This is a genomic window from uncultured Aquimarina sp., assembly GCF_947492115.1.
In the GTDB taxonomy this organism is placed as follows: Bacteria; Bacteroidota; Bacteroidia; order Flavobacteriales; family Flavobacteriaceae; genus Aquimarina.
Genome location: NZ_CANLMM010000003.1, coordinates 42804 through 57205, shown reverse-complemented (window position 1 = coordinate 57205; position 14402 = coordinate 42804). Strand labels below are relative to the sequence as shown.

10 protein-coding genes are annotated in these 14402 nt (G+C 33.7%); 9 read left to right on the top strand and 1 reads right to left on the bottom strand.

Features of this window, described 5'->3' with window-relative positions; translation table 11 throughout:
- Positions 1 to 34: 34 nt before the first annotated feature.
- From Q1A73_RS09795 to Q1A73_RS09755, 9 genes are all read left to right on the top strand, one after another.
- On the top strand, positions 35 to 2284 hold the full coding sequence (locus Q1A73_RS09795; protein WP_299604814.1) for a patatin-like phospholipase family protein: 2250 nt from the start codon (positions 35 to 37) through the stop codon (positions 2282 to 2284).
- 178 nt (positions 2285 to 2462) lie between these two features.
- Positions 2463 to 3620 carry a homogentisate 1,2-dioxygenase gene (locus Q1A73_RS09790; RefSeq protein ID WP_299604811.1) on the top strand — a complete coding sequence of 386 codons (1158 nt, stop codon included), beginning with the start codon at positions 2463 to 2465 and terminating at the stop codon, positions 3618 to 3620.
- 150 nt (positions 3621 to 3770) lie between these two features.
- Positions 3771 to 4910 (top strand): 4-hydroxyphenylpyruvate dioxygenase, encoded by a 1140-nt coding sequence (gene hppD / locus Q1A73_RS09785; RefSeq protein WP_299604809.1) that lies wholly within the window; start codon positions 3771 to 3773, stop codon positions 4908 to 4910.
- A 403-nt stretch (positions 4911 to 5313) separates the two neighbouring features.
- Positions 5314 to 6090, top strand: coding sequence for a DUF3108 domain-containing protein (locus tag Q1A73_RS09780; RefSeq protein ID WP_299604807.1), 777 nt, complete (start codon positions 5314 to 5316; stop codon positions 6088 to 6090).
- Positions 6090 to 7055: a tryptophan 2,3-dioxygenase family protein gene (locus Q1A73_RS09775; RefSeq protein ID WP_299604805.1), complete on the top strand. Its 966-nt coding sequence runs from the start codon at positions 6090 to 6092 to the stop codon at positions 7053 to 7055. Before Q1A73_RS09780 ends, Q1A73_RS09775 begins: the two co-directional genes overlap by 1 nt.
- Before the next feature lie 8 nt (positions 7056 to 7063).
- Complete coding sequence (locus tag Q1A73_RS09770) at positions 7064 to 8320, top strand: peptidoglycan DD-metalloendopeptidase family protein (RefSeq protein ID WP_299604803.1); 1257 nt, start codon at positions 7064 to 7066, stop codon at positions 8318 to 8320.
- 4 nt (positions 8321 to 8324) lie between these two features.
- Positions 8325 to 9962: a glucose-6-phosphate isomerase gene (pgi, locus tag Q1A73_RS09765; RefSeq protein WP_299604801.1), complete on the top strand. Its 1638-nt coding sequence runs from the start codon at positions 8325 to 8327 to the stop codon at positions 9960 to 9962.
- 174 nt (positions 9963 to 10136) lie between these two features.
- The gene (locus Q1A73_RS09760) at positions 10137 to 13364 is read left to right on the top strand and encodes a TonB-dependent receptor (RefSeq protein WP_299604798.1); all 3228 of its coding nucleotides are present in this window, start codon (positions 10137 to 10139) and stop codon (positions 13362 to 13364) included.
- A gap of 90 nt (positions 13365 to 13454) precedes the next feature.
- Entirely contained in the window at positions 13455 to 13892 is a 438-nt protein-coding gene (locus Q1A73_RS09755) for a hypothetical protein (protein WP_299604796.1), read from the top strand.
- On the opposite strand, the gene Q1A73_RS09750 is transcribed toward Q1A73_RS09755, so the two are convergent.
- On the bottom strand, positions 13889 to 14311 hold the full coding sequence (locus Q1A73_RS09750; RefSeq protein WP_299604794.1) for a secondary thiamine-phosphate synthase enzyme YjbQ: 423 nt from the start codon (positions 14309 to 14311) through the stop codon (positions 13889 to 13891). The genes Q1A73_RS09755 and Q1A73_RS09750 overlap by 4 nt on opposite strands.
- Positions 14312 to 14402 lie beyond the last annotated feature (91 nt).

Genomic DNA, 14402 nt, shown 5'->3' with positions numbered 1-14402 from the left:
CTGGAGTACCTCAAATAAGATCCTAAACATATCATTGCTGATTACTCTACTTTTTGCTTCCAAAAATATATCCTCGCAAGAAGTAAATGATTCTATTGTTTCTAATATTAAGGAAGATCAAGATGTTAAAGTTGGATTAGTACTAAGTGGAGGTGGTGCCAAAGGACTTGCTCATATCGGAGCTTTAAAAGTAATCGAAGAAGCCGGAATAAGAATAGATTATATCGGAGGAACAAGCATGGGTGCCATTATAGGGTCTTTATACGCCTCTGGATATAATGCCAAAGAATTAGACTCTATTTTTAAAACAGTTGATTTTAATGTATTAATTCAGGATGATTTACCAAGAAAAGCAAAAACCTTCTATGAACGCGAAGATTCTGAAAAATATGCATTAACATTACCATTTGATGATTTTAAAATTGGATTGCCGCAAGGGTTATCCAAAGGACAGAATTTTTTTAATGAATTTGCTCGATTAACATCTCATGTCCATGAAATAGATGACTTTAACAAACTTCCTATTCCTTTTTTCTGTATGTCTACAAATATTGCTACTGGAGAGCAAATTTTATTAGACAAAGGTTATCTACCCGAAGCAGTTTCAGCAAGTGGCGCATTACCTTCTATTTTTAGCCCCATAGAATTAGATGGAATTTTAATGACCGATGGTGGGGTTTCTAACAACTATCCTATTAAAGAAATCCGCGCAAAAGGAGCTGATATTGTAATTGGTATAGATGTACAGGATAGTCTTATACCACGTAATCAACTTACCTCGGTTACGAACATCATGTTACAAATCAGCAATTTCAGGACGATCAATGCCATGAAAACTAAAAAACCCGAAACGGATGTATATGTAAAACCTTCTATTACGGATTTTAACTTAATATCATTTGACCAAGCCGATAAAATTATTGCCAATGGAGAAAAAGCGGCATTTGAGAATTACGAAAAATTAAGAGCTATAAAAAGACTGCAGAAATCATCAAAACCCAGAACTGTAATTCCTAAAAACTCAGACACACTTCTTATAAATAGCTTGGTAATTTATGGAAACGAACGCTATACCAGATCCTATATAAAAGGGAAGCTTAAACTAAAACTAAAAAACCCCAAACTTACCACTTATCAAAAGTTGTATGAAGGCATCAATAACCTATCCGCTACAGGAAATTTTGATAGAGTCAGTCATCGTTTAATAGACAAAGAAGACGGTAAAGAACTAGTTCTTAACGTAAAAGAATCAGATAACACTATGCTATTGAGGTTCGCACTCCATTATGATGATTTATATCAAACCGCAGCTTTGGTAAACTTTACTAAAAAAAGTCTACTATTTAACAATGATGTTCTTTCATTAGATGTTGCATTAGGAGACAATATAAGATACAACCTAGATTATTATATAGACAAAGGTTTTTATTGGAGTATTGGTGTCAAAAACAGTCTCAATAGGTTTAATAGAAACGTAGCATACGAATTGGTAAGAGAAGATTTTAATTTACCAGATATCGAAGTAAATAAAATCAACTTAGATTATTTAGATTTCAAAACACAAGTTTATGCTGAAACACTTCTAAACCAGACCTTTTCTTTAGGTCTTGGTGCAGAATACAGAAGGTTTAGACTTATTTCAGAAACTATTGGAGAGGATGAAGATCAATTACCACGAGTGGTTTTTGACAATAGTAATTATTGGAGTGTTTTGTCCTATTTAAAATTTGACAGTTACGACAACAAGTATTTTCCTTCTTCGGGTTTTTTCTTTGATGGAAATATTAATTATTATTTGATTGATGATAACCCAAATAGTCAGGATAGTAATTTTGTAATTGCTAAAGCTGATTTTGGTTATGCTTTTAAACTTCTTAATAAAACTTCGGTTAACCTTGGGTTAAGTGCTGGTAATCGCTGGGAGGAACAAAACATCAGAAGTCTTAACTTTTTTGTTGGAGGTTTTGGTGCAAGAATGATTAACAATAATATCCCATTTTATGGTTATGATTTCTTAAGTATTGTTGGCGACAGCTTTATCAAAGCAAATATGTCCCTAGATTATGAAATATTTCCAAAAAATCATCTCAACATAGCAGCAAATTATGCCAATGTGGGGACAAGGTTATTTGACAATGGAGGTTGGTTTGAATCTCCAGAATATTCTGGATATGCCTTAGGTTATGGCTTAGAAACTTTTGCGGGTCCTATCCAAGTTAAATATTCATATTCTCCAGAACAAAAAGAAGGAGAATGGTATTTTAGTATTGGTTTCTGGTTTTAATAAGAATTACCATAAAAGAAAATAAATATTTACGATATTTGTAATACTATGACTTTGTATTGGCAGGATTTATTATTGCTTTTACACTACCTTATTAAACGTAATCCGGAATAAGGTATCAGATTACTATTGCATTACTTTTTCAAACTTATTAGTTAACAATATAATCTTAAAAATCATGCCTTTTTATCACTCTTTGGGTACTATACCACCTAAAAGACATACCATCTTTAGAAAACCAGATGGAAATCTTTATTACGAACAATTATTCGGAACTATTGGATTCGATGGAATGTCTACCAATCTATATCATCATCATCGACCTACTCAAGTAAAAGAAATTAAAGGAAGCTATAGCGTAGCTCCCGAAATTGCTATTCGGAATAACATCAAATCATATCGATTACACGGGTTTAAAGTAGATCCAGAAAAAGATTATTTAGAAAGTAGAAAAAATGTACTTACTAATAGCGATGTAAGTATCATTCTGTCTTCTCCACAAGAATCTACCTCTGAGTACTTTTATAAAAACACGGATGCAGATGAATTAATTTTTGTTCATAGAGGAACTGGTAAATTTAGAAGTCATCTTGGAAATATTGATTTTAAGTATGGAGATTATATCCTAATACCGAGAGGAACGATTTACAAATTAGATTTTGACACCTCGGACAATCGTTTATTTATTGTTGAATCCAGAAGACCTATTTACACTCCAAAGAGATATAGAAATTGGTTTGGGCAATTATTAGAACATTCTCCTTTTTGCGAGCGTGATCTTCGTGCTCCTTATGAACTAGAAAGTAATGATGAAAAAGGTGATTTTCTGATCAAAGTAAAAAAGCAAGACGAAATTTTTGATATGATTTATGCTACACATCCTTTTGATGTCGTAGGATATGACGGATTTAATTTCCCGTATGCATTTTCTATTCATGATTTCGAACCAATTACCGGAAGAATTCATCAACCACCACCAGTACACCAAACGTTCGAAACAGATGCCTTTGTAGTGTGTTCGTTTGTTCCGAGATTGTACGATTACCATCCAGAAAGTATTCCTGCTCCCTATAACCATAGCAACATAGATAGTGATGAAGTTTTATACTATGTAGATGGTGATTTTATGAGTAGAAACGATATTGCAGCAGGACATATTTCTTTACATCCTGCAGGAATTCCGCACGGACCACATCCTGGAGCGGTAGAAAGAAGTATTGGAAAAACCAAAACAGATGAACTAGCTGTTATGGTAGACACTTTTAAACCTCTTATGGTTACTAAAGAAGCAATGAAAATAGCCGACGAAGATTATCATAAATCTTGGTTAGAATAATTTATGTTTAGGTCTTTATGTTGAATTATAGAATAGATATTTCTGCCCATCTAAGGGCAATGTGGTAGTGTAAAAAGCATTTGGAAATCAAAAAATCTGAATCAAAGAAGGTACACCCAAAAATTTCTAATTAAAATTTAAAACAATATTATGTCAACAAATATAACCTCACAAAATTTAGAAAAAATAATCCCAGACGCAGAAGACTTCTTACCACTTTTAGGTACTGATTATGTAGAGCTTTATGTAGGTAATGCCAAGCAAGCTGCTTATTACTATCAAACTGCTTGGGGTTTTCAACCTATTGCATATGCAGGATTGGAAACAGGTTTAAAGGATCGCGTTTCATATGTTCTAAGACAAGATAAAATCACCCTTGTTCTCACTTCACCATTACAACCAGATGGAGAAATCAACAAACATATCAATGCTCATGGAGATGGTGTAAAAGTAGTTGCACTTTGGGTTGATGATGCTACAAAAAGCTACGAAGAAACCACCAAAAGAGGAGCAGAATCTTACATGAAACCTACTACTAAAGAAGATAAAGATGGTACTGTTGTCTTTTCTGGTATACACACTTATGGAGAAACTGTTCACATATTTGTGGAACGCAAAAATTACAACGGAGCTTTTCTTCCAGGATATAAAGCTTGGGACAAACCTTACAATACCAAAGATACTGGTCTGAAATATATTGACCATATGGTTGGAAATGTAGGATGGAACGAAATGAATAAGTGGTGCGAGTTTTATGCAAAAGTTATGGGGTTTGCACAATTAGTATCTTTTGATGATAAAGATATTTCTACAGAATACACAGCTTTGATGAGTAAGGTAATGAGTAATGGAAATGGAAGAATTAAATTTCCGATTAACGAACCCGCTGAAGGAAGAAAAAAATCTCAGATAGAAGAATATATCGATTTCTATAACGGTGCAGGTGTACAACATATGGCTTTGGCCACTGATAACATCATTGAAACAGTATCTTCTCTTCGGGATAGAGGTGTAGAGTTTTTAACAGTACCTGCTACCTATTATGAGACCGTTTTGGATAGAGTTGGCGAAATTGATGAAGATCTAGAACCTTTAAAGGAACTAGGTATTTTAATAGACCGTGATGATGAAGGGTATTTATTACAGATTTTTACCAAACCTGTTCTTGATCGTCCAACAATGTTTTTCGAAATTATTCAACGAAAAGGAGCTCAATCTTTTGGAAAAGGAAACTTTAAAGCATTGTTCGAGGCTATCGAAAGAGAGCAAGAACAAAGAGGTACTTTATAAATTCAGATTTTTCGTCAATTTCCTTTGAACATTTTAGTTAAGCTATGTTAATAAATTGAGATTATTGAAAAATAATGGATTTCTGCCTAAATTTTTGTTAAATATCATAATAAAAAAACGTTTTCGTTTGATAATTATGCAAAAAAAGCGGATGTTTGTATCATAAGCGGAGTGGTTACCGCTTATACCAAAAACAATAATTATTCTCATAATTTAAGTTTTTAGTTGGTTAATAAAAGTAAAAGAGAGCTGTGGTGGCTCTCTTTTTTATTACTTTTTTTTCAATATTTAGTAATACTCCTTGCTTTTATCTGTTTATATTATGTAGTACTTTTGGAACGGATATTGTAAAAGTCTCATTAGTAGTGCCTATATGCAATTAAACAACACCCAAAAATTAGTTATGAAAAGATATATTCTTTTATTGGTTGTCTTATCGACATGTATCTTAAACGCTCAGGATAGTCATAAGTCTTTTGATGATGGAGAATGGTTTAAATTTAAAATCAGATATGGAGTCTTTACAGCCAGCTATGCAACCTTAGAAGTAAAGAATGAAATGTTTAAAGGAAAGCCAGTACATCATATTGTTGGTACCGGAAAATCATCTGGACTTTTAAGTGTGTTTTTTAAAGTAGAAGATTACTATGAAACTTATATAGACAGAAATGAAGTAAAACCTTATCGTTTTATTCGTAAAATAAATGAGGGAGGACATATCAAAGACATAGAAATTGACTTTGATCACGAAAGCAAAAAGGCTCTAGTTTTTAACAAAAAGTATAATACCAAAAATACGTTTACCATTAAAGACAACATACAGGATATGATGTCTTCCTTTTATTATTTAAGAAATAATATTGACGTATCTTCGCTTAAAGTTGGCGATGAACAATTTGTAAATATGTTTTTCGATAATGAAAACTACTTGTTCAAGCTACGCTTTTTAGGAAGAGAAACAGTAAAAATGAATGGTAACAAAATACGCTGTTTAAAATTTCGTCCAATAGTTCAGGCAGAACGAGTTTTTAAAGAAGAAGAAAGTCTAACGGTATGGGTAAGTGATGACGATAATCGTATGCCAATTCGAATAAAAGCAGACATTCTGGTAGGATCTATTAATGCAGATTTGATAGCGTATAAAGGATTGAAACATCCTCTTAAAATTGTTATAGATTAATGGACGAATCCATACAACCAGAAATTGCTGAAAAAATAAAGCAACTCGAAAAGAAATTTAAAAACTCTGGTCAAGATTTAGGATCTTATCTAGATGGTCTTTTGCATGATCGATACCTCACGTATTGGGATTATATCCATTTAGATACCTTACTAAGTTTACAAATACCTCGAACTCACTTTCCTGATGAAGAAATCTTCATCATGTATCATCAGATCACTGAATTGTATTTTAAGTTGATTATACACGAACTAAAACAGATCATTGATGACAAATTACAAACAGCTGAGTTTTTTACCAAAAAATTAGATCGAATCAACAGGTATTTTAGAGTATTGATCGACTCTTTTGATGTGATGATTAAAGGAATGGATAAGGATCAATTCCTAAAGTACCGAATGTCTTTATTACCAGCTAGTGGATTTCAGTCGGTTCAATTTAGAATGATTGAAATATACGCAACTCCTTTGGTAAATCTTGTAAATGCCAAAGAAAGAGCACAATTTTCTGAAGACGATCCCTTAGAAGATGTTTACGAACATTTATATTGGAAATCCGGAGCAACAGACATAAAAACAGGCGAAAAGACCTTAACGCTCAAACAATTTGAATATCGTTATACTCCAAGAATGATGCGAATAGCGCATCAAGTAAAACAGAGTACAATTTATCATAGATATCTGGAACTTCCAGAAAAAGAGCAAAATAATGTGCACCTTATTAATGCATTGCGTACTTTTGACACCAATGTAAATATTAATTGGTTATTGATGCATATGGGAGCCGCCTACAGGTATCTTAACAGAGATAAAGGTGAGGTATTGGCTACAGGAGGAACTAACTGGAAAAAGTTTCTACCCCCAAGTTTTCAAAGAATTATGTTTTTTCCTAATCTATGGAGTACAGAGGAAAAAGAAAATTGGGGTCAGCAATGGGTTACCCATCAATTTAATACCACAAAATAAAGTCAGAGTTGAAGAATTTAGGTTGTATACTACTTATTTTGGTAGTATTTATTTCATGCCAAAAAGAAAAGAAAGAACCCGTAGTTGTTGTTCCAGAAGCAAGTAAAGAAATAGTAGAACCTCCTATCATCAAAGAATTTGGATATAATCTAAACGACTTTACGGTTGTTAGAGATACCGTTCGCCCAGGAGATAGTTTTGGAGCTATTTTAGACAGTCATGGAATTTCTAGAGCTAAGGTTTTTGAAATTTCAAATAAAATAAAAGATACTTTTAACGTTGCAAGAATTACTGCAGGTAAAGCCTATACCGTTCTAAAATCAAAAGATACCGCAGAACAAGCACAAGTATTTGTGTATCAAAATGGGTTAATAGATTATACGGTTGTAGATTTTAGAGATAGTATTATTGCTAGAAAAAGTGCCAAACCTGTTAAAATCGTTGAAAGAATAGCCTCTGGGACTATTGAGAGCAACCTCTCTCAAACTTTTGATGATATGGATTTAAGCTTTCTTGTTGCCTATAAAATGGCTGACATTTATGCCTGGACCATAGATTTTACCAGATTACAAGCAGGAGATCGATTTAAAGTTATCTATACAGAAAAGTATATCAATGACACCATCCCTGCAGGAATTGGAGAGATCAAAGCTTCTTACTTTGAGCATCGAAGCAAACCCCTTTATGCATTTCGATTTAAAGATGATACCATCAATAACTCATCGGATTATTTCGATCAGGAAGCTAATAACTTAAGAAGAGCTTTTTTAAGAGCACCTGTTCAATTTAGTAGAATCTCTTCTAGATACAACCTTAAGCGTAGAATAAAATATTACGGAAATAAGATTAGACCACACAGAGGAACCGACTTTGCCGCGCCTATAGGAACACCGATTTTGGCCACTGCTGATGGGACTGTTACTAAATCTGAACGTAGAGGAGGAAATGGTAAATATGTAAAAATAAGACATAACGCTACTTATGAAACACAATACCTTCATATGAGCAAAAGAGCTGTAAAAGTAGGTGAATTTGTCCGACAAGGAGAAGTGATTGGGTTTATAGGTATGACAGGTAATACCAGTGGTCCTCACGTATGTTATCGTTTCTGGAAAAATGGTAGAGAAGTAGATCCGTTTAGAGAGGATCTACCAGCTTCTAAACCCCTACAAGACAGTCTAAAACCTGCTTTTTTTAAGCATATAGAACCGATGAAAACAAAATTAGATAGTATCATTTTTAAACCAAAACAAGAAATATTGTAACCACATGGCATTACCAACTATTAATCCCACCACCACAAAAGCCTGGGAAGCACTTAAAAACCATTATGAGACAATTAAAGACACTCATCTAAAAGATCTTTTTGAAAAAGCTCCTAATAGAGCTGATGTGCTTTCGATAGAATGGAACGATTTTTATATAGATTATTCTAAAAATCGAATCGATGAAACAACTAAAAAATTATTAATCGATCTTGCAAAAGAAGTACAGCTTGACAAAGCTATACAAAGTTATTTTGGAGGTGAAATTATTAACGAAACCGAAGAAAGAGCCGTTCTACATACTGGACTTCGCGTTCCTTCTGATCAAGTTGTTGAAGTAGCTGGCAAAAACGTTGTAAACGAAGTATCAGAAGTAAAGAACAAAATCAAAGAATTTTGTGATCAAGTTATAAGCGGAGATCTAAAAGGATATACCGATAAACCTTTTACAGATATTGTTAATATAGGTATTGGAGGATCCGATCTTGGCCCTGCTATGATTACAGAGTCTCTAGAATACTATAAAAACCATTTAAACCTTCATTTTATATCTAATGTAGATGGTGATCATGTACATCAGAGACTAAAAGGATTAGATCCAGAAACTACTTTGTTTGTTGTAGTATCTAAAAGTTTTGGAACGCAGGAAACATTATCGAATGCAATTACAGCAAGAAACTGGTTTATAAACCAGGCTTCTTCATCTTCGGTTGGTAAGCACTTTGTTGCTGTTTCTAGTAATGTGCAAAAAGTCGTAGATTTTGGAATAGAGGAAACTAACATTTTTCCTCTTTGGGATTGGGTAGGTGGTCGTTTCTCTTTATGGAGTGCCGTTGGACTATCTATAAGTTTATCCATAGGATATGAAAATTTCGACTCCTTACTAGAAGGTGCTCACCAAATGGACGAACACTTCAGAACAACAAATTTCGAAGAAAACATTCCTGTTATTCTAGGACTATTAAGTATATGGTACAACAATTTCTTTGAAGCAGAAAGCGAAGCAATAATCCCTTATTCTCAATATCTTCATAGATTACCAGCGTATCTGCAACAAGGAATCATGGAAAGTAATGGTAAAAGTGTGGATCGTGCAGGAAACCCTATCAATTACCAAACAGGAACTATTATTTGGGGAGAACCCGGAACCAATGCCCAACACGCATTTTTCCAACTTATTCATCAAGGTACTAAATTGATTCCTGCTGAGTTTATCGGGTTTAAAACCCCTCTGTTTGGTGACAAAAGTCATCAGGATAAATTAATGGCTAATTTCTTTGCTCAAACAGAAGCTCTTATGAACGGAAAAAGTAAAGAAGAAGTCTTAGAAGAGCTACAATCTAAAAATCTTTCTGAAGAAAAATTAAGACAACTTGTTCCATTCAAAGTTTTCTCTGGGAACAAACCTACAACTACAGTTCTAATTGACAAACTTACTCCAAAAAGTTTGGGAGCTCTTATTTCTATGTATGAACAGCGAATTTTTGTTCAGGGAGTTGTTTGGAATATTTTTAGTTATGATCAATGGGGTGTAGAATTAGGTAAGCAATTAGCTACAAAAATTTTAGATGAAATCGATAATTCGCAGATTTCTGACCATGATTCGTCTACGAAAATGTTAATTAAAAAGTACCTAAGCTAGATATTTTCCGGTTAACAACTTTTTAATATTTTCAACCACTTGAAAACCAATGATGTAAAAATTTGAGTTACCTTAAAACCGTTAAAACTTTATGTAAAAATTTTAACGTTTAGATAAACTTAGATTGCACAAAGATTCGTTCTTTTGCGCCAACAATTAACTTAATTCATTATAATGAAAAAGATTACATTTTTATTTGTTGTAATTCTTTTGGCAACAGTTGCAGAAACTTTTGCACAAGGGGTTACAAAATCTTCCATGAATGGAAAAGTGACAGATAATACTGGGGCACCACTGCCGGGTGCCAATGTAGTTGCAATTCATACACCATCGGGGACAAAGTATGGAGCAATTACTGATTTCGACGGTTATTACAGGATTGCTAACATGAGAACCGGAGGTCCTTATAGAGTAACAATCTCTTATGTAGGATTTCTAGGTTTCGTTAAAGACGATGTATACCTTCAGTTAGGAGATTCTAAAAGCATTAACACTCAAATGAAAGAAGAAGCTAATGCTCTTGAAGAAGTTGTAATTACCGCTACCAATAACGGTGTATTTGATTCTGGAAAAACGGGAACCGAAACTACAGTAACAGAAAGACAGATTAACTCTTTACCATCGGTTTCAAGATCCGTTGCAGATTTCGTAAGAATTACACCACAGGCACAGATTTCTGAAGGAGATGACGGATTCTCAGTTTCTTTAGCTGGACAAAACAACAGATATAATGCATTATACATCGATGGTGGTGTAAGTAATGATGTATTTGGTTTAGCAGGTTCTGGTACAGATGGTGGACAAACAGGAGTAAATCCTTTCTCTATCGATGCTATCGAAACGTTCCAGATTAACATTGCTCCTTTTGATGTAAGACAATCTGGTTTTGCGGGAGGTGCAATTAACGCTATTACCAGATCAGGGACAAACAAGATTGAAGGATCGGCTTACACATATTTCCGAAATCAAGATCTAGCTGGAAAAACTCCTCCTAGTCTTGTAGGTGATGGAGAGTCTAGAGAAAAACTAGCAGATTTTTCATCTAATATCTATGGGGTTAGAGTTGGTGGTCCAATTGTAAAAGACAAATTATTTTACTTTGTAAATTACGAAAGAGAAGAAACTGAAACTCCTCAACCATTTAATTTTAGTAATTACCAAGGAGATTCTAATTTAACTGAAATTCAAGATCTTTCGAACTTCTTACAAACTACTTACGGATTTAATCCAGGTGGCTTTGACAACAATACAAGAACATTAGAAAGTAACAAATTTACTGTAAGATTAGATTGGAATATTAATGAAAATAACCAATTAAGTGTAAAACATAATTATGTTAGCGCGGATAATCTAGAAGCAAGAAATAGTAGCAATACTAGAATTGGTTTTATCAATGGTTCAGAGCTGTTTGAAAGTGTAAAGAACGAAACGACTTTAGAGCTTAACTCTTCTTTTGGTAGCTGGGCATCAAATAGCCTTTTAGTAGGTTATAAAACAGTAAGAGATGATAGAGATCCATCTGGTGATCCATTTCCTTCTGTAGATATTAGAGATGGTAACGGTACAATTACTTTTGGTGCAGAACCTTTTTCTACTGCAAACTTATTAGATCAAGATATTTTAAATATTGCAGACAATTTTGAAATCTATAGTGGTAAACACACTATAACGATTGGTACGCAACATGAATTTTCTAAAATCAAGAACCTATTTTTTGCATTTAACTATGGAGATTACACTTTCAATAGTGTTAATGATTTCTATGCTGGAATTATTGATGAATACCAAAGAGGTTACTCTCTAGTAGGTGGTACTGCTGTAGGTGATGAATCTGATGGAGCTTCAGAATTTAAATTATACCAACCAAGTGTATATATACAAGATGAAGTGAGTATTGCTGAAAACTTTAAATTCACAGCTGGTTTAAGAGTAGATGTTCCTATTTTCGAAGATGGACCTGTTAATGATGACTTTAATAATAGAACAATTCCAATCTTAGAAGCTGCAGGAAAAGATCTTCAAGGTGCTAGAGTTGGTAAAGCGATTAATCCTAAAGCACATCTATCTCCAAGAATTGGTTTTAACTGGGATGTTAAAAACAATAGGTCTACTCAAGTACGTGGTGGTTTAGGAATGTTTACCTCAAGAATTCCATTAGTATGGCCTGGAGGATCTTATAACAATAATGGTATTACTGGTGGTTTTACAGCTGGATTTAATTTAGATCCCTCTACAATTACTTTTAATCCTGATATTAATCAACAACCAGTAGCTGTTGAGCCCGGAACTGGTGGTTTAGCTGGTAACATTGATATCTTTACACCAGATCTTCGATTACCTCAGTTCATGAAGTACAACATTGCAATTGACCAAAAACTTCCTTTCTGGGGATTAATTGCAAGTGCAGATTTCTTATATACTGATGTAATTACTAATATCTATTATGAAAACTTAAACATTGCAGAAGCAGAAGGTTTCTTAAACGGTGCTGACAACAGACCTTTCTATAGTGATAGCTTTGGTGATCTTATTGACAACACTTACGGAAGAATTACATTAGGAACTAATACAGGTGAAGGTTTTTCATATAATGCTTCTGTTACCTTAAGAAAGCCATTTTCTAACGGTTTCCAAGGAAGTGTTTCTTATTCTTATGGAGAAGCTGAATCAATTTTTGACGGAACCTCTTCTCAGAATAGTTCTCAATGGAGAAATATACAAACAGTAAACGGTAAAAATTCAGATATACCTTTAGGAAGATCTGATTTCTCTCAGGGATCTCGTTTTACTGCTAACGTAAGCTATGAAAAAGAGTATTTAGGATTTATGAAATCTACTATTGCTCTTTTCTACGAAGGTAATCAAGGAGCTCCTCACTCTTTCGTATATAGAGAGGGAGCGGATCTTCTTAATGATGATTCTAGAGACAACGCATTAATTTATATTCCTGCAAACCAAAGCGAAATTGTATTAGTTGATGGAGAAAACGGACTTAGCTCTCAGCAACAGTGGGATGCTTTAGATGCTTTTATCGAAGGAAACGATTACTTAAGAAGCAGAAGAGGACAGTATGCAGAAAGAAATGGAGATAGAGGTCCTTGGAGTCACACAGTGGATTTAAAATTCTTACAGGATTTTTACATCAATACTGGAGATCATAAGAACACGCTTCAGCTTTCTCTTGATATTTTCAATTTTACAAATCTTCTTAACAAAGATTGGGGTCAAAGAAAATTCATTCCAAGTAATATTGGATTGATCGAAACTGAGCAAGCAGGACCAAATCCTGAGTTTAGTTTCAACCCTGCTTCTTTCGAAGATGGAATTGAACAATTAGATGATAGTGGATTACAATCATCAAGATGGCAAATGCAAGTTGGTTTAAGATATATCTTTAACTAATTTTTAAATACCATAATAAAAACCTCGCTCGAATTGAGCGAGGTTTTTTTATACATAATGTTTACCTTTGGATAAACTAAACATATCATTATGTACGAAGCAATACAAATCGTTCACTCCTATTGGGCTTATCTAGTCGTTCTTGTTGTAACCTTAGCAACTTTTAATGCCTTAGTTGGTTTTTTTACCAAAAGAGAATATGCACCAAAAGACTTTAGAATATCTCTTTTTGCTTTAATCGTTACACACATACAGTTATTAATAGGAATTGTTATATTTTTTGTTTCTCCTACTATTATGTGGTTTAAAGATGTTCCTGTAAAAGATATTATGGAAGACCCTTTGGTTCGTTTGTATAATGTAGAACATCCTACGGTAATGATTTTAACAGTTGTATTTATTACGGTTGGTTATTCCAAACATAAAAAGAAACTAACCTCTACGCCAAAGCTTAAAATGTTAGCTATTTTCTACACAATAGCCTGGATATTAATGCTATCAAGAATTCCTTGGGCAAATTGGTTCTAAGAACCAAAAGCGGTAAGCACTAATTTTCTGGAGCCACCATAATCTCTGTGTTCGCAAAGGTAGATTCCTTGCCATATTCCTAGATTTGGTTTGCCTGCCGTTATTGGTAACTGTACAGAAGTTCCCATTAACGAGGCTTTGATATGTGCAGGCATATCATCTGCTCCCTCATAGGTGTGTATATAGTAGGGTGCATTTTCTGGAACCATTTTATTCATATGACTTTCAAAATCCTGTCGAACTGTTGGGTCTGCATTTTCATTAATGGTAAGACTAGCAGAAGTATGTTTAATAAAAACCTGTAATTGTCCAATAGCTATTTTACGAATCTCAGGAATTTCCGAAAGCACTTTTTCTGTAATTAAATGAAAACCTCTTGGATAAGGCTTCAGACTAATTTCTTTTTGAAAGAATTTCATAGGTTAATCATTAAAAAAGCAATTTAATACAAATTTTACAGTAATAATCGAACCCCTTATTGCAAACTCTAATACCTTTACGTAGTTTAAA

Coding starts and splice junctions, on each gene's coding strand:
- Q1A73_RS09790 (WP_299604811.1), top strand. CDS start 2,463: ATGCCTTTTTATCACTCTTTGGGTACTATACCACCTAAAAGACATACC.
- hppD (WP_299604809.1), top strand. CDS start 3,771: ATGTCAACAAATATAACCTCACAAAATTTAGAAAAAATAATCCCAGAC.
- Q1A73_RS09780 (WP_299604807.1), top strand. CDS start 5,314: ATGAAAAGATATATTCTTTTATTGGTTGTCTTATCGACATGTATCTTA.
- Q1A73_RS09775 (WP_299604805.1), top strand. CDS start 6,090: ATGGACGAATCCATACAACCAGAAATTGCTGAAAAAATAAAGCAACTC.
- pgi (WP_299604801.1), top strand. CDS start 8,325: ATGGCATTACCAACTATTAATCCCACCACCACAAAAGCCTGGGAAGCA.
- Q1A73_RS09760 (WP_299604798.1), top strand. CDS start 10,137: ATGAAAAAGATTACATTTTTATTTGTTGTAATTCTTTTGGCAACAGTT.
- Q1A73_RS09755 (WP_299604796.1), top strand. CDS start 13,455: ATGTACGAAGCAATACAAATCGTTCACTCCTATTGGGCTTATCTAGTC.
- Q1A73_RS09750 (WP_299604794.1), bottom strand. CDS start 14,311: ATGAAATTCTTTCAAAAAGAAATTAGTCTGAAGCCTTATCCAAGAGGT.